Origin of the sequence: Pseudoalteromonas sp. NGC95 (assembly GCF_015864705.1) — a bacterium.
Classification (GTDB): Bacteria; Pseudomonadota; Gammaproteobacteria; order Enterobacterales; family Alteromonadaceae; genus Pseudoalteromonas; species Pseudoalteromonas arctica.
In genome coordinates this window covers 30,831-55,779 of record NZ_JADYWR010000018.1, presented here as the reverse complement: position 1 = coordinate 55,779, position 24,949 = coordinate 30,831, and the positions used below count along the sequence as shown (strand labels likewise).

At 38.1% G+C, this 24,949-nt stretch carries 18 protein-coding genes and 1 pseudogene; 5 read left to right on the top strand and 14 right to left on the bottom strand.

Features of this window, described 5'->3' with window-relative positions:
* Positions 1-65: 65 nt before the first annotated feature.
* The 7 genes from I6E70_RS15610 to I6E70_RS15580 form a co-directional block, all read right to left on the bottom strand.
* Positions 66-971, bottom strand: coding sequence for a hypothetical protein (locus I6E70_RS15610; RefSeq protein WP_197189094.1), 906 nt, complete (start codon positions 969-971; stop codon positions 66-68).
* Position 972: 1 nt separating this feature from the next.
* Positions 973-1,707: a DUF3944 domain-containing protein gene (locus tag I6E70_RS15605; RefSeq protein WP_197189093.1), complete on the bottom strand. Its 735-nt coding sequence runs from the start codon at positions 1,705-1,707 to the stop codon at positions 973-975.
* Positions 1,708-1,779: 72 nt separating this feature from the next.
* On the bottom strand, positions 1,780-2,589 hold the full coding sequence (locus I6E70_RS15600; protein WP_197189092.1) for a DUF726 domain-containing protein: 810 nt from the start codon (positions 2,587-2,589) through the stop codon (positions 1,780-1,782).
* A gap of 109 nt (positions 2,590-2,698) precedes the next feature.
* Positions 2,699-4,207: a restriction endonuclease subunit S gene (locus tag I6E70_RS15595; RefSeq protein ID WP_197189091.1), complete on the bottom strand. Its 1,509-nt coding sequence runs from the start codon at positions 4,205-4,207 to the stop codon at positions 2,699-2,701.
* On the bottom strand, positions 4,207-5,826 hold the full coding sequence (locus I6E70_RS15590; protein WP_197189090.1) for an N-6 DNA methylase: 1,620 nt from the start codon (positions 5,824-5,826) through the stop codon (positions 4,207-4,209). The genes I6E70_RS15595 and I6E70_RS15590 overlap by 1 nt, the downstream gene beginning before the upstream one ends.
* 89 nt (positions 5,827-5,915) lie before the next feature.
* Entirely contained in the window at positions 5,916-9,452 is a 3,537-nt protein-coding gene (gene hsdR, locus I6E70_RS15585) for a type I restriction-modification system endonuclease (RefSeq protein WP_197189089.1), read from the bottom strand.
* 62 nt (positions 9,453-9,514) lie between these two features.
* Entirely contained in the window at positions 9,515-11,035 is a 1,521-nt protein-coding gene (locus I6E70_RS15580; RefSeq protein ID WP_231620125.1) for a sigma-54 interaction domain-containing protein, read from the bottom strand.
* A 346-nt stretch (positions 11,036-11,381) separates the two neighbouring features.
* Between I6E70_RS15580 and I6E70_RS15575 the strand changes: the two genes are divergently transcribed.
* Positions 11,382-12,146, top strand: coding sequence for a hypothetical protein (locus I6E70_RS15575; protein ID WP_197189088.1), 765 nt, complete (start codon positions 11,382-11,384; stop codon positions 12,144-12,146).
* A 1,484-nt stretch (positions 12,147-13,630) separates the two neighbouring features.
* Here the strand turns inward: I6E70_RS15575 and I6E70_RS15570 are convergent.
* Positions 13,631-13,840 (bottom strand): hypothetical protein, encoded by a 210-nt coding sequence (locus I6E70_RS15570; RefSeq protein ID WP_197099277.1) that lies wholly within the window; start codon positions 13,838-13,840, stop codon positions 13,631-13,633.
* Between the two features lie 810 nt (positions 13,841-14,650).
* Between I6E70_RS15570 and I6E70_RS15565 the strand changes: the two genes are divergently transcribed.
* Positions 14,651-15,529: a hypothetical protein gene (locus I6E70_RS15565; protein ID WP_197189087.1), complete on the top strand. Its 879-nt coding sequence runs from the start codon at positions 14,651-14,653 to the stop codon at positions 15,527-15,529.
* 291 nt (positions 15,530-15,820) lie between these two features.
* On the opposite strand, the gene I6E70_RS15560 is transcribed toward I6E70_RS15565, so the two are convergent.
* On the bottom strand, positions 15,821-16,288 hold the full coding sequence (locus tag I6E70_RS15560) for a hypothetical protein (protein WP_231620124.1): 468 nt from the start codon (positions 16,286-16,288) through the stop codon (positions 15,821-15,823).
* A gap of 199 nt (positions 16,289-16,487) precedes the next feature.
* Positions 16,488-16,880 (bottom strand): hypothetical protein, encoded by a 393-nt coding sequence (locus I6E70_RS15555; protein WP_182720721.1) that lies wholly within the window; start codon positions 16,878-16,880, stop codon positions 16,488-16,490.
* A 561-nt stretch (positions 16,881-17,441) separates the two neighbouring features.
* Here I6E70_RS15555 and I6E70_RS20725 point away from each other — a divergent pair.
* A pseudogene (locus tag I6E70_RS20725) lies at positions 17,442-17,728 on the top strand (transcriptional regulator).
* A gap of 571 nt (positions 17,729-18,299) precedes the next feature.
* On the opposite strand, the gene I6E70_RS15550 reads toward I6E70_RS20725, so the two are convergent.
* The 4 genes from I6E70_RS15550 to I6E70_RS15535 form a co-directional block, all read right to left on the bottom strand.
* Positions 18,300-19,388 (bottom strand): cell division protein FtsZ, encoded by a 1,089-nt coding sequence (locus I6E70_RS15550; protein ID WP_197189086.1) that lies wholly within the window; start codon positions 19,386-19,388, stop codon positions 18,300-18,302.
* A gap of 74 nt (positions 19,389-19,462) precedes the next feature.
* Entirely contained in the window at positions 19,463-20,437 is a 975-nt protein-coding gene (locus I6E70_RS15545) for a helix-turn-helix transcriptional regulator (RefSeq protein ID WP_231620123.1), read from the bottom strand.
* Positions 20,438-20,776: 339 nt separating this feature from the next.
* Positions 20,777-21,913 carry a PD-(D/E)XK nuclease family protein gene (locus I6E70_RS15540; RefSeq protein ID WP_024604373.1) on the bottom strand — a complete coding sequence of 379 codons (1,137 nt, stop codon included), beginning with the start codon at positions 21,911-21,913 and terminating at the stop codon, positions 20,777-20,779.
* A 633-nt stretch (positions 21,914-22,546) separates the two neighbouring features.
* A complete protein-coding gene (locus I6E70_RS15535) occupies positions 22,547-22,720 on the bottom strand; it encodes a hypothetical protein (RefSeq protein ID WP_197189085.1) in 174 nt (57 codons plus the stop codon).
* Positions 22,721-23,206: 486 nt separating this feature from the next.
* On the opposite strand from I6E70_RS15535, the gene I6E70_RS15530 reads away from it, so the two are divergent.
* Positions 23,207-23,497, top strand: a complete 291-nt coding sequence (locus I6E70_RS15530) for a helix-turn-helix domain-containing protein (RefSeq protein WP_024604372.1) — start codon at positions 23,207-23,209, stop codon at positions 23,495-23,497.
* A complete protein-coding gene (locus tag I6E70_RS15525) occupies positions 23,487-24,779 on the top strand; it encodes a type II toxin-antitoxin system HipA family toxin (protein WP_197149767.1) in 1,293 nt (430 codons plus the stop codon). Before I6E70_RS15530 ends, I6E70_RS15525 begins: the two co-directional genes overlap by 11 nt.
* The last annotated feature ends 170 nt before the right edge of the window (positions 24,780-24,949 follow it).

Below are 24,949 nucleotides of genomic sequence, written 5' to 3'. Positions count from 1 at the left end.
TTAGTACCTATAGGGCTTTAATTTTATAATCAATAATCCACTAAAAAGCTAACTAGCAACTTGTGCTAGTTAGCCGAGGTACTGACCGGCGCATACTCTAAGTTTTTCTTAATATTTGCGGTTAATATTGCTTGGTTAATCTCAGAATTAAAAAGTTCTTTTAAAAGATCTTCCTTATCATTCATTAGCTGCATATGCTGAGGTGCATTACCACTTATAACCTCTTGAATCTTAGAGTTACACCAAGTTTTATAGTTGGTTAAAATATTAGTGTAGCTTTTTGCTGAAGTAGCAAGAATATGATCAGCCATTTTATACTTTCCATAACGCTCATAAAGCTGAGTTTCTAAGCTAATTGTTTTAGGTAATATATCCATCATCATATTTACAAAATCAAACATAAGTTTTGCATGTCGCTCGCTCGCCGTATCTACGTAGTCAATTAAATTATCAATCAGTGATAGAAGCTCATTTCTTTTAGCTGCTAGTTGCGCCATATATTGTTCCGCAATACCTTGTGACTCTTCAACAAGTGCTTTATCTAAAAGAAGAACTCTCGCTGATTCTATCAAGCCAAAATACTCAGATAGTTTTCCCATAAAGTACAATACATTTTGAGAGTGTACATCTTGCGAAACTAAATCAATTTGGTCTTGTAACTTATCAATTTTATTAGCTAAATACATGGTTTGCACCACTATAGCTCCTAAAATTAAGCCAGTAGATATAGCAGTTGCAGCAAGTTGAATATTTTGTGCGGCGTTTAAATGCTTTAAAACACCTTCGATATTGGATGAGCTATTAATCGAAACTTCTTTTAGAGGCATATGTTGTGTAATAACAAAATGCCCTGCTTCATTTAATTTATAGGCGACGCCATCTCGAAGCTCTACAAGCCCCTTTGATATTCCTTCAATTACTTCTGGTTTAACTTTTGACCAATCAAAAATGTATAATTGTTCCATATTCATATTAAAAAACGTCCTTATTTTCTAATTGCTGGCGCATTGCCGCCACTTGAATAACAGCTGGTAAGGTAACGCGAAATGCTGGGCCTGTAATAGCTGGTAAAGTTGTAAGTCCTGCAATAGCCCAACCTATCGGCCCAGCAAAAATACCTATAGCTCGAGCAATGCCAGCATTAGCTGCTAACTGTAAACCTTTACCCATAATCATTTTGGCAATAGAGTTAGCTACAATTAGCGCAACCTGGTAACTAGCAAAACCACCAAGCTTAATTGCCGTGATTATTGCAGTCATTGCTGCAGGGCCAACTAACTTCGGGTCAACTTTTAGTGCCTTTGTTAACTCACTTTTTTGGTCATCGGTCATATCATCCCATGAAGTCTCTATTAATTTGGCAAACATTGCTTTTTCTATTTCAATCGTAGCTGCATCAAAATCGGTTTTGACTTTTATGCGCTTACAAACATCAATTAAAATCTCACGATAAGTAACACCCTTTTTACGAACAAAGTTAACCAATGTGTCACCTCCATAATGTTGCAACTCTGCAGCTACACTCGTCCATATTTTGCTGTAGTCACCTTTAGCATCAATAAATGCTTTATCTCCAGATAAAGATTCTGTATTTCGTTTTTTCCCGTCTTTATCAAACATCAAATGCTTGACAAGTACTTCTAGCATTTCTGTATCTGCATAATGTAAAAATGCTAAATCTTGATCTTCTCTATATTTATGTGACATTTAAATTCCTTCTACAAGCTCATCGCTAGTTCTGTGTTATCGACATTAACTTTCGTAAAGTAGTTATTCATTTCAGTCTGTTAACTCTTGCTTTAAAAACTGCCCAATTTTTCTATTCTTAAAATCTTGATGCCCTTTTGCTTGCTTTGATGCATCTATATTTATTACATTTAAGTACATGCTGTTGCTTAATGGGCTTAAACCAATAGGCTGGTGATCAAACAAGCAACCTGCGCTGTAGCCATATTTTAGAGTGCTATCTGTTTTACTCATACAGTTTATAAACTTAGTGTGGCTGTGCTTTGTAAAAATGCTGTCCCAAACCTCTGGTTCACTTGAAACAGCACCCGCAAGAAAGTAGGCTTTTGATACTAAAGGCGTTTGAAGCTCAGCCAGTGTATGATGAATAGCTCTGGCGCCTAGAGAGTGGCCCATCAGAATACAACCGTGCAATTGAGTGGTATTTTCAATTGCGGCAGATAGCTCAACACCTACAGCACGTGTTTCATGAAAAGCATTTTTCCAGTGCCCAGCTGCTTTATTTACACCAATGGCAACTGCACTCGCCATAAGACCAGCAACCCCATTTTTAGGAAGTCTATTTGGCTGTGTATTTTCCAGTAGGCCTTTATCAGAAATAACATCGAGTAAATTTCCAGCATCCCATTTAGCATGAACGACTCGATTATCAGGGTAAAGTTCATCAACTACTTCTAACCAGTCATTAACCTCATTGGTATTTTTAGATAAGAAGCCATTAATAATAATTACTGTAGGCTGTATCCCTTTTCTTATTTCGATTAACTCAAGTGAACGCTTTGTATCTATTGCTCTATTAACTTTACTATCTTTAGCTAAAAATAATTTAACTTGATTTAACACTGTTACTTCCTTGTTTTAATAAATTTTGATAATTTTTATATATGTAAGTCGCTCTTTTTCCACTCACCCCATAACCATGACGGCATAAAACGACCTACAAAATAGCGTGTTACTTCTTACTGGCTTTTGCTGCTTTTTTGGCGGCTTTTTCTAGATTTTCGGCTTCAAGCCGGGCTGCTTTTATACGTGCTAATAACTTATCGGCGGGTTCGTCGTTTGGGTCTTGTGGTACAAGTTCTCCACGAAACGCTTTGGCTAATATCGACTGGGTTAAGCTATCAACACGCTGTTTAGCATTCGCGAGGTTTTTTTCTAAGGTATCGGCTAAAGCGAAGTATTGTTCTATGACTCGAACAACTTCAATTATTTCTGTTTCTGGTGGCAATCCTATTGGTAATTCATTCAAAGCTGCCTGTCCTAATTTAGCCCTTCCCGTAGAGCCAGATAACCAAGGTTGAACGTCGTAATGCATAAGTGAATAACACAAATATTCACTAGCTATCTTAGTTACCGGTCTCAATACATGAGCATGATTATTTACCCAACACTTCCCACTACTTCTAAATGCAATAGGCTTAGTCCGGCCATAAAAAGTTTCATCCTCTGTAACTAAAACCAATTCATCATCAAATAAGTAATCATCTACATAATCTACAATCCCATTTGCTCCAAAGTATGGGTACAAACCTTTAGCGCTATTCCTATCGTCTTTCTTAACCGGCACTCGAATATAGTCTAAGCAATCTGAAAATTGTGATACGCTAACCAACGTCCAAGTATGAGGAAGCCCTAGATTTCTTTTTTCAAGATCAGGCAAACTTGGTTCTTTGAACTTTCTAGGTCTCTTAATCTTCTCCTCAGAAACTAATTTGAGTTGTTCAGCATTAAAACGTTCTTTTCTTTCTTTAAGCCAACGCTCAAGTAATTCTTCACTAGATTCTGAAATTGAATTCTCATCACGCCATTGCTCGGTGAGTTTACCGGAGACGGCGGCGGCGAGGACGGATTGGCGGAAGCGTTTGATGATATCCGGTAAGTTGTTTAGGCGTTGTTGTATGGTGTCGACCTGCGCCAATAAACTATCAAGCTTTTTAACAATGCGCTTTTGTTCTGGGAGTGGTGGAATTCCAATGGAACAAGATTGAATATGCTTTGTACCTACATTGCCTTGGTTTACTCCGCCAGTTTCTCCTTTAAAAAATTCAACTCTAAAAAACTCAGATCGCATATAATGATGTAAAAATTCACCTTCAATCAGCTCTGATTTGGCTATTATTCTGCCTACTCGTTGATTGATTAATATAGATAGATCTTCATTAACTCTACAAACATATCCATAGTCACCTTTGTACTTTGTTCCTGTCATACTTATTAGTATGTCACCTACATCGGGCTTATATTTCATGTATTCATTGGCAATATCTAAACTAACAAATGCAGGAGATTTTTCTAACTTTAAATAATCATCCTTCACATTCCCTAATTTAATGACTTGAAATTTACCGCTATCGGTAAACCAACCACTTTTAAAAGCAAAACCATTTTGAAAGGTCGAAATATCACCAATGTTAAGCAATTCCCAGCCTTTAGGTGGTTTCATTACTTCCTGCTGAGTCATTATTCAGCACCCTCAATGACTTTCTTCTCAAGCCCAAACTCTTCAGCCAACAATGCAACTTGCCCCTCAGCTTGTTCACTTGCGCCTAGTTCGATCATCAGTTGGTTCATTTCGCGCAGCGCTTCGGTGAGTTCTGTCATTACTTCTGTTGCTAGTACATCGGGCTCAGGCAAGTTTGCTGCATCAGTTACTGAGTTATCTTTAAGCCAGGTTATATCTAAGCTGTCGTTTTTAGCTTTAATAAACTCACGTGAGAATTTGCGCCAGCGAGCATTTTCTATTAGCTCTGAGCTGTCAGTGTTTTTAATATCTTCATCGTTAACAGGTGTGGTACAACCAAAAATATTGTAAACGCCTTCTTCTCGCTCTGCTTGGCCGTTAGCATCATCGCCGTAAACCGCCTCAAAGCTTTCAAGGTATTTATGAGTAAATGGGCTGCGTTTACCAAAGGTTTGCATGTTAGTACGTAAGTCGTAAACCCAGGTGTTGGTTGTGCAGTCTTTATCTTGATTTGGGTTTTCTGGCGTACCTTTTTGGAAAAACAACACGTTAGTTTTAACACCTGCGGCGTAAAATATACCGGTAGGCAAGCGTAAAATAGTATGTAGGTTACATTTGTGCATTAAGTCGGTGCGTATTTCAGCGCCTCTGCCGCCTTCAAATAATACGTTATCGGGTATTACTACTGCAGCACGACCACCTGGCTCAAGGCTATTGTATATATGCTGCATAAAACACAGTTGTTTGTTTGATGTTGGGTATACAAAGGTACGGGTAATATTAGTGCTGCTTGCAGAGCCAAACGGTGGGTTTGTGAGTATTACGTTGGCTTTAGGCAGGTTTTCGCCATCGTTCCCTAAGCTGTTACCAAGGCGTATTGCACCGCCTAGTTCGTCGTTGCCTTCAATGTCGTGTAATAAACAGTTCATTAATGCAAGGCGACGAGTTTCAGGTACCAGCTCAAGCCCAACAAAGGCACGCTTCATTTGAAATTCTTGGGTGTCGTCGTCTAGGTCGTCTAAATCGTTAGTTTGGCTTTTAATGTATTTGTCGGCCTCGATTAAAAAGCCTGCGGTACCTGCTGCGGGATCTTGAATAATTTCGCGAGGCTGCGGCTTTAGTAAACGTACCATTGTTTCTATTAGCGGCCTTGGCGTAAAATATTGGCCGGCACCCGATTTAGTTTCGTTAGCATTTTTTTGTAATAAGCCTTCGTACATGTCGCCAAAGTCGTCACGGGTTTTAACGATGTTTTCGCCATCACCGCTTTCGTACCAATCTAAGCTGTCCATTGTGGTTACAAGCTCTGTAAGCTGCCCTGCATTGGTAATAGTGGTATTTACGTTTTGGAATATGGCACGCACAATGGCGTGGTCGTCGTTACCTAACTGCACGAGCATGTTGCGGTAAAATTGCAGTTGGTCGAGCCCTATTTTGCCTTTTAGGTCGTTCCAACGCATACCTTGTGGTAGTAGGTCGGTTTCGGTGCCTGTTTGCTCGGTCATTTTTAAAAACAGCAATGTGGCCAGCTCGTTTACGTAGTTTTGATAAGACACGCCGCCATCGCGCAGGGTGTCACACATTTTCCAAAGTTTGGCTACTAAATCATTGTTGTTCATAGTGTCTCTTCATTTGTAGGTTGGCCTTTAGGCCAACGCTTTACAGTGTTTGGCATTGTAATATAGGAGTTAAGGTAAACCTGCATTAATTAGGCAGGTTGCTCCCACATATAGTTATTAAATTGTTCTAGCACTTGGTTAAGCTCGTTATTAAAAATGGCATCGAGCTTGCGCTTACCACCACGTCGGCGGTAATTACCGGTTTTAAAGGTGTCGTCGTCAATGGCTACTTGCTCTTTTAAGCTATTGGCTAAGCGCTCTAACCACTGTAGCTGTTCGTTACTCCACGGTTTTTGCTGCTTTATTTTAGCCAGTGCATTATTTACACGCTCATCAAACGGTAGTAGAGCATCGCCCAATGCTGCGCGGCGAATATGCCCTATTAACCGTGCGGCAATATCTTGGTTGGTGGTTTTTTTCCATGCAACCCTAAGTGTTGACTCGTCAAACGATTGCGCATCAAACCATTCTTGCAGCTCTATTAATGCTTTACGGGTTAAATCTTTAGGTTTGGTTATAACGGTTTGTAGTGCAGCTTGACTGTTTTCACTTTGCTCTACGAGTTTGTCGAACGCTTCTAAAAAGTCTTCGGCGTTGTCGTAATCGCCATAGCCTTCTTTAAATTCTATCAGCTCGTCTTCTATATCGGTAAAAATAGGCTCGTGGCGTAGCTCATTTATTTGCTTTTTAAGGTGCTCTAGGTTTTCGACCAATTTTGGAAGTTGAGTAAAAATTTCAGCGCTTTGCTCTGGCCCTTTGGTTTTTAGGGTTTGGGCAAGGCTTGCGAAGTCGCAACCGGCAGCACCGGCCAATACGGTATCTAGGCGTTTTATTGATTGGTCTATTTGGGCTGACTTGTCTTGATTAAATACACCATGACCGACAATGCGCTGTACTTTAGCCACTAGTTGCTCGTGGCTGTGGTGTGCAAACGAGCGGCCATCGGCTTCCAGTGTTTTATAAGTTTGTGAGTCAGTTATTTCGTTTACTAAGGTGTTTAACTCAACGTTTGGACGCACAACGACTGGGCGCATTGTATCTACCGATTCGAGCGAGTCGTATAAATCGACGGCATCGTAAATGGTAAAGTTTACTTTGCCAACCTCTGGGCATAAACGTGTGGCGCGCCCTTTCATTTGCTCGTACAAAATACGGCTTTTTACTTTACGTAAAAACACCAGGTTACAAATGCTCGGTACGTCTATCCCTGTAGTGAGTAGATCTACCGTTACCACAATATTAGGTAAACGCTCTTTGTTGTAGCGGGTGATCATACTTTGTATTTTTTTAGGATCTTTATCGCTTTCGCCGGTTATTTTTATAATGGCGTCGTGCTCAAGGTTTGGATAGTGCTTTTTAAAAGCCTCACGCAGCTCAATCACCATGTTATCGGCATGGGTGTTGTTTACACAAAATATGAGTGTTTTTTGCTTACCTGTTGGGTCGAGCTTTGTAGCGAGTGATTCGGCAACTATTTTATTAAAGTTTGATGCAATAATATCGCGGTTAAAGCTGGCTACTTCAAAGTCGCGCTCGTCTTCAAGGGTATCTTGAATTAGCTCCCCTTGAGAGGTTAAGCGTGTTACCTCTGAGCCTTTATCTATATAAATACCATTTTGGTTAAGTTTGGTAATTATTTTTATAGGCGGTGCTTGGTCTATTAAGTAGCCGTCTATCACCGCTTTGCGGTAGCTGTAACGGTACACAGGTAAACCAAAAATGTCGGTTGTGTGTAATGCAGGTGTTGCAGTAAGCCCTATTTTAACTGCATCAAAATGGTCAAGTATTCTGCGGTAAGTTGATACGTAGTCGAGCTGGTTTCTAAATTCCATTTCGCCATCGGTTTGTTCTTTATCAAGAATATAACCACGGTGTGCTTCGTCTACTATTATACAGTCGTAGCGCTCTACTGGCATAAATTCATCGCTTTGTAGCGTGCGCTTAACTAGCGATTGAATAGTTGATACATGTATTTTAGTTGCGTCTGACGGGAACTTATCGGTCAGGCCTTTTATATTAAATATGGTGTTAAAAGGCACATCGTTTATGCGTGTGTCATCAAAGGAGTTTAATGCTTGCTCACCCAATGAGCGCCTATCGACCAAAAACAAAATACGATTAAATCGACGTGACTGAATTAACCTGTACATTAGCGCAATAGCGGTACGAGTTTTACCTGTACCGGTTGCCATAGCAAGTAATATATTTTGCTGACCTTTTTTAATGGCTTGCTCGGTGGCTGTTATGGCTTCTTTTTGAAAATAACGAAGCCCTAATCCTGTTGGTTCGTTAGTTTCGAGCCATTGCTGCGCGGCATCTATGTTGCCATCGAACTTAGCTTTTAGCTCGCCAGGTGTATGCCATGCAGGTAATGCTTTAGCTTGGTTACTCACTTTACGAACATCGCGATACCAAATACCGCTTTTACTTAATGACTGGCGACGGTACTCTCGCCCGTTTGTTGAAAATACAAACGGTATTTTATAGCTTCGTGCGTTTGGCTCTTTGGATTCTTTCCACGTAATTTGGTAGCTGTTTTGAGTTTGTAGTTGCTCTGCTACTTTTTGATGCTCTGCATCGTTTGCAGCTCGCGCTTGAATTTCGGCGTTTAAATGTTCAAGGTTAAAGTAAATACTGTAGCGCTGCGCCTCGGCTAATTTGCCGCATACGTCGGTATTTATTTTTTTAGCCTCAACAACCCCTACCGGTTGTAAACCCACAAACAATACATAGTCGGCAAAGCCTGTTTTACCTGTTTCGTCGGTATCGGTTGGCCACTCTGCTATGGCTAAGTTTTTACCTATTTGTGGGCGCGTACCGTTTGCATAATTTAACACGGGCGTGTCGGCAGACCAGCCTGCATCACGCAATTGCTGATCAATAAGAAAGCGCGTTTCTTTTTCTGATAGGTCTAGGCGACGCGCTGCAGCACGCTGAGTGATTTCTTGCTTGTAGGCTTTGCGCTCTGCTTGTGTTTTTTGTGCAAGCTCTGCTTCTTTGGCTTGTAGCTGTGCTTCAAGCGCGTTTACTCGGTCTAGTGTTTGCTGCTCGGTTTCTTGCTGCTTGCCTTCTAAAATAGCAATATAGCCACTTAGTGCGGTAAGTTGATTTTTGTTTTGAGCAAGTTCTGTGTCGGTTTGCGCGTTACTATTTAATGCTTGTTGTAGCGCTTGCTTTAGCTCTGTTACTTGGTGTTGGTATTCGTTTTCTTGTTGGCCATCTGGTAGTACAAATATAGGCGCTGCAAAATCAACGTCTTTATTAATTAGTCGGTAGTACCAAATACTTAAACGAAATGCTAAACGCAGTGCCATTTCGGCATCGTCTAAATCGTTGTGGTAGTCGTGAACAGCTTGGTTACCTACTTTACGCAGCATATGGAAAATATTGATTATAGAGTCATCAACCCACGATATTTTTGCAAGCTCTCTGATTAGGTCAACTTGCGTAGGGGGAAGGTCTAAATCAAGAAGTTTAGCAATGTGCTTGGCTGACGCTTCTCCAAACATGCGCAGTTTTACTAATGTGGTATTAGGATCGTCAGGAAAATTCTTTTCCGCAGCAAACGCCATGCGATAAAGAATATCGTTCACACCTTTTAAGAATTCAAAGTTTGATTTTTTCACTGGCTACTTCTCCTTTTACTCAATAGGTATTGGCAACTTATATACCAACACTATTGTCCTTTTTATTTTTCGTGTTTGATGTTTAGGCGCTTCATCCAATTGCTAAGCGTTTGGTGATCTTTTAAATTAAGCATTTGGGCAGCGTGGCTTTTAACATTCCCACTTGCTTTTAAAGCAGCTAAAACATAAGCTTTTTTATATTTATCAACTAATTGTGTAATATCTATTTTGTCGTCGTATGACAGTGTAACATCTGTAAAGCTTTCATTTTTAGCGCGGTTAATCATGGCACTTGCTAAGTCATTTTCAGTTATTGTTTGTGAGTCAGACCATAAAAAAGCACGGTTTAGTGTACTCCACAGCTCTCTAATATTCCCTTGCCACGGCTGAGATAAAATAAACTTTATTCCCTTTTCGGAAATATTTTTACTTATGTAGTCGGGATGCTTGCTAGCTGCTTTATTTATTTGCTCTACAAGTTGATTAACAATAACAGTGATGTCTTCAATACGCTCTCGTAGTGCTGGCATTTGTATAATGCCCACTGCTAAGCGATAAAATAAGTCTTCGCGGAACTTACCTTCTTCTACTAGCTTTGATAAATCTTTATGTGTGGCTGCAATAACACGTACATCAACATTCGTGGTTTGGGTGTCACCTAAACGGTTGATCTCGCCTTGTTGTAATGCCCTTAAAAGCTTTACTTGAATTTCGGGGGGTAATTCACCCACCTCATCTAAAAATAAAGTACCGCCATCGGCCTGTTCAAAAAGCCCTGGGTGATCTTTTTCAGCTCCAGTGAAGGCCCCTTTTTTATGACCAAACAAGGTTGAGTCAACAAGATTTTCTGCAAATGCTCCACAGTTAATTACTTTTAATGGCTTATTTGCTCGCAAGCTTCCTTTATGAATGGCTGTGGCCATTAGCTCTTTACCGGTTCCGGTTTCGCCAAGGATAAGTGCAGGTACTTCTGAGGCTGCAATTTTTTTAGCTTTGTTGACTACATTTTGCATTTGCACTGATTTTGCAGTGAGTTTTGAAAAAGCTTGCTCAATTTTAGGCTCAGAGGTTGCTGTATTGGCTATGTTTTTAGATGCTGATTTTACATATTCTTGGCCAAAATCAATGGGGATATCAACGTGTAGTAACTCATTTTGTGGGGTTGCTTGAAGAAATTGAACGTTCGATTTACCTTTACCGATAAGAACCGATAAAGTGGTCATTGCTGGCGTGCCTGAGGTCAGGTTTATTGATAACGAATCAGCTTCTTTACTTAATTTATTGATCCAAATCGCTGTTACTTGGTGAATAGACTCATAATCAATTGGGCTGGCTATATTGGCTTTATGTACCTGAATATCTTGATGAGGCCTTCCAATTGTAGCCATTCGCTTTTTTACAAAATTTTCAAACTTTTCCCAATACTTATGCTGATGATTTGAGAGTATTACAATTTTATCAAAAGGTGTTTGAGAGTTAGTAGCGAGAGTTGAAATTGAAGCATTTTTTTCACCATCGAGCATATTATCAATGTCTTTGGTGCCCAGCCAAGAAAGAAGTATATTCACAGTCCGTTTGCTCATATTGTTACTTTGTAAAGTATATTACATTAAATAATATAATTTACCCATAAAAAATAGCTACTTAACATTCTTTTTTATACAAAGATTAATACAAATGGATTGGTAAATTGTTTAAAAGCTTAGCAGGCTTGTTTTATGCCAATACAGCCTTTTTATGCGTTTTAATAAAAGAGGTTGCGATCCTATTTAATTTATTTAATAACCTTTTCAGAGCTTTACTGATGAGCTCGTTTCGCCCACTTTAAGCGCAGTCCTGTCGGATAATCATACTCTCAAATAAAAATAGTTAAACATTTAACATGCGTAATGTTAGTGGGCGGACGTAAGCATATTTAAGGTTTACACTATGAATCAGTTAGAACAATACTTTCCTTCTGGCCTGTCTATTTCTCGCGCCAAAAAAGATGCAAAAAAACTAAAAAAAGCAAAGGCAATCCCTTTAAACCAAGCACTAGATGAAATTGCTCAAAGTGAAATGAATTTAACTTGGGAGCAAGCATTAAAGGCTTTTTCGTCCAACGATTATGGACAAAATGAGCCCCTGAACGAGGAAATGTTAACGTTGCCAGAAGCAGTATTAAGTGCAGAACAAACATCGTCTGAAACAATGTCCGAAGAAAGTTGTGAACATTCAGATGAACAAGATGAGTATGAAGATGAAGAGAAGGGGGAGGTAAATTTCACCAATACAATATATAACTCACAGCTAATTGAGTTTGAAGAAATGGTAGACAAGAATAATGGACAGGCAGATACATTTATTTATCCTGCAAACGAAGTTTTCATTCAGGGTAATGGAAATGGTACTAAGCTGTGGCCGTCACCATTGGCTGCAACCGAAAGCAATGCAGACCTCTTCTGCGATATGCTTAATAAGTTCAGCCTACGTATTTTTGAGTATGACCTAATAGATACAATCTATGAAGACGAAATTGGTGAAACTTCTTATGGGATGTGGTACGAATCAAACTCTCCAATCTATGAATCTAGTGACTGTGAGCGCGAAATTACCGCAGACCCAGACTACATACATGTTAAATCACAGCGTTCACTATATTTCGTAATAAATATGGTTCGCTCCACCCTGATAAGCTGGGAATTAGAAATGTAGCTAGCGTAAATTTGCTGGCTTTACTTTCTCTATATTTTAATAAAGTAAAGCCATATGAATCGTATTACTGATATCTGGGAGCGAAATGCTCCCTTTATATAAAAACACTTAAAAAAACAAAAACACAGTGTAATTTTGCTTTTAATGTTAATAAAACGATTGGACTAAATTTAAACCTTGCCATTAAAAACACCTATCTACTTCGAAATAGCCATTAAAAACCTACAAATATTGCCGTTCATGTTATTTTTTAAATTAAAAACAACTAAAGGCTTGCATTATAAAACAGGAGCATTTAAAGTTCGAAACATAAGAGGTTAGCAATGTTAATCCTCTGCGATCTCCGTGGTAAATGGAGAAGAATCAAAATATACAATTAGTTTATAAAAAATTAGTTAGCCTGTTGTGCTACTAAGTTGTGTTCCCCGCTTTGGCGGGGGTGAACGGCAAAACGCTGTAGTAAAGAAAATTTAGTTAGACAGTCGTGCTGCTAAATTGGTTTCCCCGCTTTAGCGGGGGTGAGCGACAAAACACTGTAGTAAAGAAAATTTAGTTAGACAGTCGTGCTGCTAAATTGGTTTCCCCGCTTTTGCGGGGGTGAGCGACAAAACACTGTAGTAAAGAAAATTTAGTTAGACAGTCGTGCTGCTAAATTGGTTTCCCCGCTTTTGCGGGGGTGAGCGACAAAACACTGTAGTAAAGAAAATTTAGTTAGACAGTCGTGCTGCTAAATTGGTTTCCCCGCTTTTGCGGGGGTGAGCGACAAAACACTGTAGTAAAGAAAATTTAGTTAGACAGTCGTGCTGCTAAATTGGTTTCCCCGCTTTTGCGGGGGTGAGCGACAAAACACTGTAGTAAAGAAAATTTAGTTAGAGGGTCGTGCTGCTAAATTGGTTTCCCCGCTTTGGCGGGGTGTGCGACAAAATCACTGTAGTAAAGAAAATTTAGTTAGCAATTGTAACTACTAATTTTTACCCTCCGCGTAAGCAGAGGTATATGAAAACTAATCTGTATATTCCTTGTGGTTGGTAGGTATGTATTTTTACATATCTATCGACTCATTGAACCATCTACCTCTAAGTTACTTCCTCCTATTCAGTCGTATTTAATAGTTTTAAAAACTCATTTTTATATACACCTTAATCTTTTTTATCTGGTGATAGTCTAATTAATGCTTTCAACAAAAAAAGCGCCCTAATAAAATCAGGACGCTTTGCGTTTCGGACAAATAAACAAGGGTTATACAAATTTAAATAGCAAATATTTGAGTGCTATCTTCAAACTTCGCTTATTGCTTTGGCAATATTGCTCATAGTTAATTATGCCAATAGCAATTTTAGTGCAAAACAAACCCAGGGCGATAAGCCAAGCAAAATTTTGAGTCGATTGGTACAGGAAAGAAAGTACAGCTGAGCCACTTAATGCGATAATCGAATAGACAACTTCTATTCGATACCCACTAATAGCTTTCAATATTTTGGGCATTAAAAGCCGTCACCGAACGGATCAAAAGCATCAAAACAATCTTGCTCTATAGAGTCCTCTATCGACTCATCAATCTCATAAACAGTCATTACTCTATTAGGCTGGCCTATCACATTGCCGCCTACATCTACGATATTGCAACTCGCATTAGTAATAGGAAGACCGCTGGCTGGATTAATAGCAATATCAGTAACGTCATTATTTTTCATTTTTTAAACCTTCTTAATTATTAATTACACTTCACAATTTAATGATTTCGTGATAAAAAACAAACTCGTTTGACTGCGCAGCTCAGCAACAAACAGTTTGCATAAGTAGTTCCCCCTCCTCTTACTTCACCTAATTTTTATTAAGCTAAATCCTTTACTCTTTTCTAAAAAGAGCATCCATAAGTTTATTTTGAAGGCGCTTTTGTCTAAAAGACGGGTTTTTAGAACGCATTTTTCGGCACGAAAAACTGCAAAAAAAAAGCGTCTCAGAATGAGGCCAACAAGCGCGTAATGTGGCATAAGCGAAGCTTAGGACACATGGAGTTGCGCGAATGTACAGCTGGTCTGTACTAACCGCGATAATGTTTCGCATCAGCGAAATTCGATTAAAATTTGGCACAAATTGAGATCGAACCATCTATTTTCGTAGAAAATAAAAGCGAAGAAAAATGCGGATAATGGGGCACCCATCGCATTGTCTGTAGCGGCAGTATGGCGGTTAGTACAGGGCGGAGCACGGTACATTCGCGCGGGGTCTAAAACGCTAGCGCGATAGCGCGTCGAGTCAGCTCGTTGCGGAGCAACACCAGAGCTGACGGGCGTTTTAGACCCTATGGTTGAACAACGAAGTTGAGAGACCATCAGCTGAAAGCTGCTTTTTGTTGCGATTATTATCGCAACAATCATTACGTGCATGCTGTTAAAGCATCTCGGAATGAAAAACGGGGTTTAAGTCATCAAATAACGGTAATTTGTGTACTGTGATACTAGTTAATTTTACCAATTAACTAACCTGAGAGCTTTTAGAAAATGACGCAACAACCATCAAAAAATTTAGAAACGAACAACCCACTACATGCTCACTACCCTCGCTATTTTGATATTGATATGCGGTATTGTGCAGCCGTAAGCAACCATCAAAAAGGGGTTAACAGAACTAGGTTGACCGTACTAATCGCTATCCGGTTTTCCATTGTTACACCAGGGATTATTCGCTGGCTCTACGGCATTAATCATCGGTTAGCATTAGAGCATCTGAACCGCCTAGAAAAGGACAGTTTGCTGCGTGTGGTAAAAACACACCGAAGCCCTGACGGTCGAGTATATATTCCTACCTATACTGCTGCTAAATTTGCAGAGGAGCTAATGGGAATCGACGTGCACTTTAGGAGTAATAAAAACCCTGCTCTGCAGTTCAATCAAAATAATGTTATGCACAATTTGGTAAACGCTTTTGTCATGCTGCGCGGTATACATAATTATCATAGTGATGAAACGTACGCCCCAATGTGGAAGGGGTTTATTACCGAGCCTGAATTTCAACGAATTAACGGCCTATCCGCTACACGAACCGTGGATGGCGCTGTGCTACTTCCTGATGGCTCAATAGTCGCTATTGAGGTGGAACACTCTTTTAAAAACAAAACTGCACGACAGGCCATTTTGCTAAAATATTTGGCTTCGTTAAAAAATGGTGATTACAGTAAGATTTTTTTATTTTCACAGTCACAGCAAATCTTCGATGATATAAAACGACTTCATACACAATTATTTGAGGAAATGCCGCAACGTTTTGACAAGAAGACACGAGCACCACTTCTCAGTGATAGCGATGCTGAATTACTTCACTCGTCTATTATTTTCCGTACTAAATTATGTGAGGAAATTAATGAAATGTTTTATCAATAAGCGATAGATAAGCAAAGAGGGAATGGATATTAATCCATTCCCTCTTTGCTTTTGGCCTATTTAAAGCCTTGCCAACATTATTATTAAAAACACGCTTTTGTGAAGTAATAACAAGGCGCTATATTTGCATCACGCCTTCCCCTAGAGGTGTAATCTCTATTAATGAGATTGAGCTGCTTAAACCAGATTTCAGCTTAAGCAGTGAGCCTGCAAATAATGACTCATGGCATATTTTAGGGGTAATGATTAGGCAGTTATTTTATTATCAAAATAACTTATATTTGTCCTTTATTATTTATTTAGAAGACTGTTTATTGAATCTTGGATATTACGATCAATACGATCTTGCTCAAACTCGTCAACAAATTCATTTTCAATATCATTTTTATAGTGGTCTTCAAATTCATCCTCAAACTTGCTATCAAAAACTGAATCAAAGCGGTCCTCTGGCGCATCACTAAAGGCTTGATCTGGCTCTTCATAAAACTCGTCATCGTAATCAGGATATGCTGTTACGGGTTGGTGTACATCGTTTATTAAACAAATCATTAATTTATATATCAGAACTTTTACGCCACGATAATTAAGGTGCTTTTTATTAAAAACTTGAGGCTCTACAATAGCCCATAAACCCTTAAAGTTTGGGTTGTCGGCACTTAGCATGAGTTTGTTTATTTTATGATCGTTATCCCTTACAACCGTTTTGACATCTTCTAACAGGGTGATAATGTCTAGAGTAGAGGTATATCTGCAAGTCATTGAATTTCCTTATCGTAAATTAATTTTGATAATTATTATCCGTTAATAATTACTTACTCCCCTTATTATGAGGTTATTTATAAATAGGCACTCTCAGGGAGAAATAGTGACTTTTTTTGTGAGTTTAAATTATTTATTTAAAACACAATTGGATCAGAATCTTTAAAACTAAAAAGCGAGCCTAAAGGCTCGCCAGAGTTTATGAGCTTTCTATTAACCGTAACCAACTGTCTTCTGCAGCTGCAAAATATACGTTGGGTTTTAGCATAAATAGCTGCTCAAATTCTGCACTAAACAAGCTGCAAAAGTTTGTTATGTCTTCAATATGTATGAGTAAAAAAGCATACATCTCAATACCTTCCAAATACCTCTCCGAGAACTCAGGATTAGCAGCTAGTAACTGTTGAGAAATACTAATACCCAGCACACACCCCACGCTATCTCGGTGTAAATAAACGTAATTGGTGAAGCCCAGTTCAAGTTCTTGCTTATCAACAACATCAGCTAATAGCAAAATGGTGGAAGCATCCTCCCAGGGGGATTTACTAGCGCGTACATATTGGCGTATAAACGGTGACTTTTGATCTTTCATGATTTTTCCTAATTATTTGTCCTAAAACTAACTAGGCATAAGTGAGGAGAAAAATTGAAAGGTAATAGACAAACGACGTAAATTTGCAAAACACCTCAAAAACATTAAGGTTAAGATATTGTTTCAAATATTGAGAATTAAAAATGAGTGATTTTATATGGCTATTACCAGCTGCTGTGTTGACGATAATTCTAATTAAGCTTGTTAAACAAGCTAAGAAAGTAGATTAAGTAAAAAACTTAACTTTTTTGATATAACCGACGGTAGTTAAAGTGACCTATGAGTCACTTTAAGGCCCAAAATGCAGCTTAATGTTCCCTAAAAGGCACTTTATTTTAAGGAGTGAAAAACGCTAATATGCGTTTTAATTTTTTACGCTTCTAATTTGATTTACACTCTATTGTATAAGGAACCTGAACAAGATTTGTCAGTATCTACTTTGCTTGGCATTAACACATCTCAAACGCTTTACTCGCAAAAAATAGACACTATTGTATCCATTAATCTTATTTTAAATCCATTTTAGATACAGCTGTGTCTCTTTTACTTGCGGGTTACATTATTAATTACCTACTATTAAGCGAAGGTGATGTGCAGCTAGCTTTTGCAGAACATCTAAAAGAAGGTCGCAAAAAAGCAAAAATGTCACGCAAAGCGTTAGCTAAAAAAGTACGGTACCTGCTTCTACGATAAAAAAGTTTGAAGTTACTGGGCTCATTTCATTCAGGCAGCTATTACTTTTATGGCAAACTCTTGACGATTTGACCCGTTTATATGAATTAACAAAATCGCCAGCTCAAGGTAAGAATGCGCCAACGTCTATCGAACAGTTATTAAAGCGTTATTAAAGCGTTATTAAATAATATCGATTCAAAGGTTATGGTAGTTTGTGTTTTTAATTTTTTAGTTAATACAATTTGCCTTTTAAGGTTCTTTTTAAGATACTAACCAAGTGCTAACGAGTTACGTAAAATCGTAGCACAAGCCATAGCACGACAAAGTAACAACCTGTTTTTAAAGACTTTAATTGACAACCTTATAACTATCGCAGTTAATGCATTTACTATTTATGAGTAGAGCCACTTTTTAGCCTTTTCAATTAATATCATTATAAAACAAAAAGATAGAGTTAAACTAAATGTTTTTTGACTACTTTTGATACAAGTCCAGTTCAATAATAAACCTTTATTTTTCTTTAAATCGTAGCACACATTCGTAACACACCATTTTATTTTTAGGTGTAAATTGCAGCCACGAATTATGCCTATTTTTCTCTGTTGCTTTGTTGATCTTAATCAATATAAATATCCGCAAAGCCTTTATTTATATAGGTTATAACAAAGCTAATAAATTTCTATCTAAATCGTCCTGTAGTTGTGCTTACACATAGCTATATACCGCTGTCTTTGCTTGCAAACCCTATAAAGCGCTTTTACTAGGTGGTGCAGATTGATTTCTTATAAAAGCAGGGATATCAAAAATATCAGATGGCTTTGGTTTACTAGTCGCGATGTCAGGACTTGAATCACTTTGAGTTTTATCAACGACCATTTTTGAACTCGCGCCCGTAGCAATAACTAATAGCTCATAATTGGTTGCTAAGTTTTCAATCTTTGAAACACCACAAATAACCAAAGCATTAGGACTTACCTGCTGGCGCACAGTATCTGTAATTAGATTATAACTTCCTAAAGAAATCTCATCTTTGCAATTTACTTGTATAATTACCCCCGTACTTGATGACATATCGACCTGGTTAACTAACGGGTTATTAAGTGCCCCATTGAGCGCAGTAGTAAGCTCACTTTCTTCATTGCATTTACCAACACCTAATACCGCATCGCCTTGGCAGTCCATAATTTTGGCAAAATCATTTAAATCAACGTTGATCAAACCTTGAAAACAAAGCATGTCTATTAATGATTTTATCAGTGAATGAAGTATTTGGTTGCTATGCTTAAAGGCGTCAAATAAACCAATATCATTACCTAGCACTTCAATCAGTTGATCGTTTGGGAGAGTAATAACAGCATTAGCATGCTCTTTAAGCTCATTTAAACCTGCTTGCGCTATATTACTCCTAAATTGCCCTTCACTACTAAATGGCAATGTAGCAACAAATATAATGGGTTTACCTTGCTCACTAGCAAGTTGAGCAATATACGGACTTGCGCCAGTCCCAGTACCACCACCCAATCCTGTTGCACAGAGTATTATATCGCAGCCATTAATTAACGTTAAAAGCTGATCTTTACTCTCTTCCGCAGCCTGTAAACCAACTTTAGGGTCGGCGCCGGCACCATAACCATGAGTTAGCTCAGCACCTATAAGCACAGCTTCATCACTTTGCGTATGCTCAAGCACCACTTTGTCGGTATTAACACTGTACAAGTGCGCCTGTTCAGACTCGCGTTGCTCAAAAATACTGTTAAGCGTATTACAGCCGCACCCACCAATACCAAATACACCGATTGATAAACCATCATTTTGCTGAATTAATTGGAACATAACTACTCCTTAACTTTTAAAGGAGCATAACAAATAGGTGCGTCAACTTTTGACGCACCTAAGTTTGAAATCAATTAAAGATAGTTTGTAGTGGCCGCTTTAAGCTTAGAAATAATTCTTTGTCTCAGCTTTTCCGGCTTAATCACTTCAAGCCAATGTGCACATTTAAGCAACTCATCGGTTAATTGCTCGGTATCAATAGTTTGGTAGGTAAGTAATACGTTTTTTTCATCAATACTTTGCTTGTCAGTCAGCTCACCAAGCTCAATAAATCCTTGATTAACAGCAGAGTGTTTGGGAGCTTTTACAATAAGTTCAATACACTCTTGGTTCATGCATTTATTAATAGCACTGCGCAACGTTCTTAGTTGTTCAGCACTCGGTTCTCTACGATTTTTTTGTAGTACATGTACATTACGAATGCGATAAACCGGCATTTGATAGCATTTATCGTGAAGCGACCCCACCATAAACTCCGCCATCAACACTCCGCCTTGCTCAACTAAGTTATAAAAACTCAATTCAGCAAACTTAAGCCAATGTGCCTCATCGTAAAGTACTCTATAAAGCTCAGCACTTACAGCACGTTTGTGCCTGATCGCATGCTCTATTTGCTCTACTAACTGAGTATCAATATTAACTTTTAAAGGAGGTTTTGCCAGGGTTGAAAGCCAATTAGGAACATGGCCATTAAAACGTTTAAGTGCCTGCTCAGCTTTAATATGTACGGACTGTTTAGTCTCATTTGGTATCGATTGCGGTAGTAACTGCTCCAACAACAAATAATGCTCCGCTACTTCGCTGCTCATTCTTTTCGCGTTACCACCTCGCCACTGCGCATTGATAGACCAACCATAAGGTTTACTTCGCATATCTTTTTCAAGACCAAAACAACCTTGATCGTAAAGTGATTGCAGGTCACGCTGGAGCATGCGGGTTGATAATTCAACACCTCGCTGTGATAAATCATCTTGTAGCTGTTTGACTGAAATACTTAAAGGGCTGATAGGTATATATTCTAAAAGAGTTAGGTATCGAAAAGGTTTCATTTTTATTAGTCTTACCAGCTAGGACAAAATTATCTAATTTTCATAATGTGTTATTAATATCAATCAATTCAAATATCTAATTAAATTAATACATATCAAATAAACCTCTAATATAAATTTAAAATACTAGTACTTTAGTACATCTCAGATATCGATTTTAGCTATTATTAAGGGAAATAATATGGGTATTATAATAAAGAAGAGGAAGATCTTCGGCTTTTAGTAATAAAATTTCCCGCATGTCATTTATTTAGAAAGCTAGGTTATTTTAGCTTAATGAATAACCTGCTTCTTTACCTTTTGCTAACTTTACATGTTGCAAAATGGGGTTGTTAAATCCTACTTAGTAACACTTGATTTTGTCACTGTAAGCTCTTCTACTAATTTTATAAATTCGGGTCTCTCAATAAGGTTTTTCTGTAATTCGCTAAACACCCCAAGCACTATATTTACTTGTTCTTGGTGAGTATTGGTACTCTCAAACAGAGGGAGCATTGGCTTTAAAATAATAATTGGGTGCCATTTATTGTGTTTTGCGTTTGGCTCTACAGCCGTATCTATATACTCCCAATCATTAACAAACGATTTAAGTCCCTCTTTAAATTTTTTATAATTCTCTGAATGTTTAATCGTTTCTTGGCCTGTTCGATTAAAGTCAAAAACTAAACATAATTTTAGTTCATTGTTTGTAAAGTTTTTAACCCCGTGATCCGCACCATCGAGTAACACACCACAAAATATTCCAGGAAGCCATTGCCTGCCTTTATCTTTAATCGTAGGGCAAAATTCTAGCCCAACTCTTGACTCAGTTCCTTGGCGCTTAAATACAGGCTCCATTCCTATGCTTTGTAGCGGCCATACTAGTTTTTGAGCCTCTTTGAAGATAGAGTCAACTTGTTCACTAAACTTCACGGCCTCTAAATAATTAGCAATTGAGAAGCGATTCATTGGCGTTTTTGGCCCTAATCCCTCTGATTTTAGTAATGATAAGAAATCTTCGATTGCCCAACTCGCGTGCTCATCATTTATTTTATCAGCCAAAACTATTAAGCATTTATAAATTTCCTCCCAACATAATGCGGCATCAGGCTTTTGAGCGTGCTGAAAAGAAGTAGCGGTTATTAATATTATTTTGTGGTTGTCATAAGTTTTGAGTGCATATTCTCGATAGTTTTGAAGTTGATTTAAATGCAATGGAGAATTAACCTTGTGCTCAAATACAAGCGTGCAATCATGCCAACTAATGACTAGATCAGGGAATTTATTATTAAAATTTTCCTGCGTTGAAATAAAAACATCACCATCGGGCACATTAATTGGTGGTTGCAGTTTGTTATTTATACACTCCAGTACTGCTTGTAAAACTTCTCGGTTACTTCTTAACAGCCAAGCAAACGCTTCTGTTAAAAAGTTTTCTAGTGGATCATTATTTTCTCTAGGGCGGTATTTTCTTAAATTGACTAAAAGGCTTTCCATAATTACTACCTGTAAAATTGCTCCGCTAACTAACTTAGCAAGTTAGCCTCATTTTCGTATTAAACTAGATTAGAGTTTATTTAACTAATTTGCATGTCGACCAGCAAAGTTAGAGGAAAAGACCCACATAGATGCTTAAAAATCTGTAAGTGCATAATAATTTAAAAGTAATAACGCAATTTAGCATAGAATGCGTCACTTTCAATATTATCAATTAACCTATCAGCTATAATTACCCTAAGTTTCTGGGGGTCTGAGTATTTAATTTCCATTGAGTGAATATAAGCATTGAAATGTTTTGGGTCAGTAGCATGCAAAATTTCTTTTTTTTCATAATCTAAAAAGTACACAAAGCATCCTAATTTGAATGCGGTGCTAATTCTTGAGCTCCAAAAACGCCCATCGCTACCTCCTTTATGGAGATCTGTAATTAACACCTCCGTGCTCGCGAGTATGTGTTTGACATTACATGATCAGCTACATCTCTAGGGGTATATACCGAATCAAAGCGCGTCATAATACATTTTGTAACTTTTAAGCCTGACTTTTTAGTTATTTTGGTATTTGTTACAGCGATTAAATGAACATTTTGGGTATCATGTTTTAACAATGCGATTTTATTGTCTGATTTTACTAAATCAAAATGCCAAGCTTTTCTAATAGAACTCGCTTTTCATTAGTTGAAATACTGAGGTAGTGAGCCGAATTAACCTCTTTTAAGTTGAGGTTATAATCACTATCAGCTACGTTGCTATTAGGCTCGTTTAACGCTAATACCGTTTCAAAAATATCATCATAAGGGTTCATAGTCCGAGCCTAATTTAAGCCTACATTTACTGCAACAGACTTTAAGATATTATAATATGATTTTTGGCATTATAAAAATGACGACACTAAAAAAGCGCGCAGGAATTGGGCGCTTTGCTTTTAAGACAAATACACAAGCTAAGAAAGTAAATTAAGTAAAAAAAAATACAAAACTTTTGGGTATAACCGTCGCCAGTTAAAGTGACCTATAAGTCACTTTAAGGCCTTAAATGCAGCTTAATGATCCCTAAAAGGCACTTTATTATGAAAAGTAAAAAACACTAAAATGCGTTTTAATTTTTTACGCTTCTAATTTGATTTACACTCTATTGTATAAGGAACCTGAACAAAATTAGTCAGTATCTACTTTGCTTGGCATTAACACATCTCAAACGCTTTACTCGCAACAAAATAGACACTATAGTACCCATTAACCCTATTTAAAATAGACTTTGGATACACAAGTGTCTTTTTGGAGGCTCTATTATTAATTATTTATTATTAAGCGAAGGTGATGTGCAGCTAGCTTTTGCTGAGCACCTAAAAGAACGTCGCAAAAAAGCAAAAATGTCACGCGAGGCGTTAGCTAAAAAAAGCACAGTACCTGCTTCTACAATAAAAAAGTTTGAGGTTACAGGGCTTATTTCGTTTAGGCAGCTATTGCTTTTATGGCAATCTCTCGACGATTTGACTCGTTTATATGAATTAACAAAAGCGCCAACTCAAGGTAATAATGCGCCAACGTCTATTGCTCAGGTATTAAACAATGGCCTTTAAACCCATAGAAAAGCTAGAAGTAAAACGTACACTGTCAGACTCAACAGAGTTAATGGTGGGTGTACTTGCTCAAAATAGACAAGGTGTTTACTTTCAATTCGCTCAAAGCTATTTAGACACATATGGTAATCTTTCGCCATTCTCACTCGCCTTCAATAGAGATGTTCAGTTAGCACCCAAAAGCCCACATAATGGATTGCATGGGGTCTTTTCTGATTGTTTACCTGATGGGTGGGGGCTACTACTACAGGACCGTGTATTCAGACAAAATAATATAATGCCTAACTTTGTTACCGCAATGGACCGCTTATCTTTTGTTGGCCATTCGGCTATGGGAGCATTATCGTTTACACCTGAAACTCATTATGATGGCACAAATAACGATGAAGCTGGTCTTGCTACATTGGGTCAACAAGCCCAAGCAATATTTGACGGACAAACAGAAGAAGTACTTTCTGCGTTAGTGGCTGCTGGTAGCTCCGGCGGTGCACGCCCTAAAGCCCAAATTTATTTTCCTGACAATAATATACAAGAATGTAGAACAAAACCTAAAACAGGTGATGATGCTTGGTTAATCAAATTCACATCCAAAAACCTCGCTTTAGGACATGAGGAAGGGTTATGTGAAGCTGTGTATTTGAATTTAGCTGAACAAGCGGGATTAAACCCTCCTCAGAGGTTACTGGTACCCGCCCCAGAAGGGACCGGTGCAAAGCAATGGCTTGCCTTAAAACGATTCGATAGGTTTAAATTAATGGGTGATAAAATGGGCTGCAAACATATGCATAGTGCATGTGGCTTGCTAGATGCTGATTTTCGCACACCTACATTAGATTATGAGGATTTAATTAAAGCGAGCCGTGTTTTATGCAAATCACCTGCTGCAGGGCAATTACAATTTCGTCGGGCTATGTTTAATTTATTTAGCTGTAACCAAGATGACCACAGTAAAAACTGGGCTTTTTTACAAGGTGATTCTGGTGAGTGGGATTTAGCGCCTTTTTATGATGTAACTTTTAGTCCTCACCCTTTTAATGAGCATGCTACTTCGTTTGCTGGATTTGGAAAAAACCCGCCACTAAAAGCGATTCAAAAGCTGGCCTCTGCAGCAGGTTATGCAAACTGGAAACAAGTACAAGTTATAATATCTGAAATAGCAGAGATTATTTTAAACTTTAAAGACACAGCTAAAGCATTAGACGTAAATAAACAAACGATTAGTTTAATAGAGCAACAGCTTGATAACACGTACGCCATGAATAAGCATTTAACGGGTCGTTAATTGTATTAAGCTTAATAGTATTGAGCTATTTATAAAGCCTCGCTGCTTACTTTACTTGTGCCGAGGTTTTAATTTTTAAAAGTATCGTTTTATTTATACCTCTAAAAAGGCAGCGGCAACTTTATTTCTAATTAACATTTCTAAATCTATTTCAATGACTCTAACAAGCA

Coding starts and splice junctions, on each gene's coding strand:
- I6E70_RS15535 (WP_197189085.1), bottom strand. CDS start 22,720: ATGAACCCTTATGATGATATTTTTGAAACGGTATTAGCGTTAAACGAG.
- I6E70_RS15560 (WP_231620124.1), bottom strand. CDS start 16,288: ATGACTTGCAGATATACCTCTACTCTAGACATTATCACCCTGTTAGAA.
- I6E70_RS15545 (WP_231620123.1), bottom strand. CDS start 20,437: ATGAAACCTTTTCGATACCTAACTCTTTTAGAATATATACCTATCAGC.
- I6E70_RS15525 (WP_197149767.1), top strand. CDS start 23,487: ATGGCCTTTAAACCCATAGAAAAGCTAGAAGTAAAACGTACACTGTCA.
- I6E70_RS15605 (WP_197189093.1), bottom strand. CDS start 1,707: ATGTCACATAAATATAGAGAAGATCAAGATTTAGCATTTTTACATTAT.
- I6E70_RS15550 (WP_197189086.1), bottom strand. CDS start 19,388: ATGTTCCAATTAATTCAGCAAAATGATGGTTTATCAATCGGTGTATTT.
- I6E70_RS15595 (WP_197189091.1), bottom strand. CDS start 4,207: ATGACTCAGCAGGAAGTAATGAAACCACCTAAAGGCTGGGAATTGCTT.
- I6E70_RS15580 (WP_231620125.1), bottom strand. CDS start 11,035: ATGAGCAAACGGACTGTGAATATACTTCTTTCTTGGCTGGGCACCAAA.
- I6E70_RS15555 (WP_182720721.1), bottom strand. CDS start 16,880: ATGAAAGATCAAAAGTCACCGTTTATACGCCAATATGTACGCGCTAGT.
- I6E70_RS15565 (WP_197189087.1), top strand. CDS start 14,651: ATGACGCAACAACCATCAAAAAATTTAGAAACGAACAACCCACTACAT.
- I6E70_RS15570 (WP_197099277.1), bottom strand. CDS start 13,840: ATGAAAAATAATGACGTTACTGATATTGCTATTAATCCAGCCAGCGGT.
- I6E70_RS15610 (WP_197189094.1), bottom strand. CDS start 971: ATGAATATGGAACAATTATACATTTTTGATTGGTCAAAAGTTAAACCA.
- I6E70_RS15540 (WP_024604373.1), bottom strand. CDS start 21,913: ATGGAAAGCCTTTTAGTCAATTTAAGAAAATACCGCCCTAGAGAAAAT.
- I6E70_RS15590 (WP_197189090.1), bottom strand. CDS start 5,826: ATGAACAACAATGATTTAGTAGCCAAACTTTGGAAAATGTGTGACACC.
- I6E70_RS15575 (WP_197189088.1), top strand. CDS start 11,382: ATGAATCAGTTAGAACAATACTTTCCTTCTGGCCTGTCTATTTCTCGC.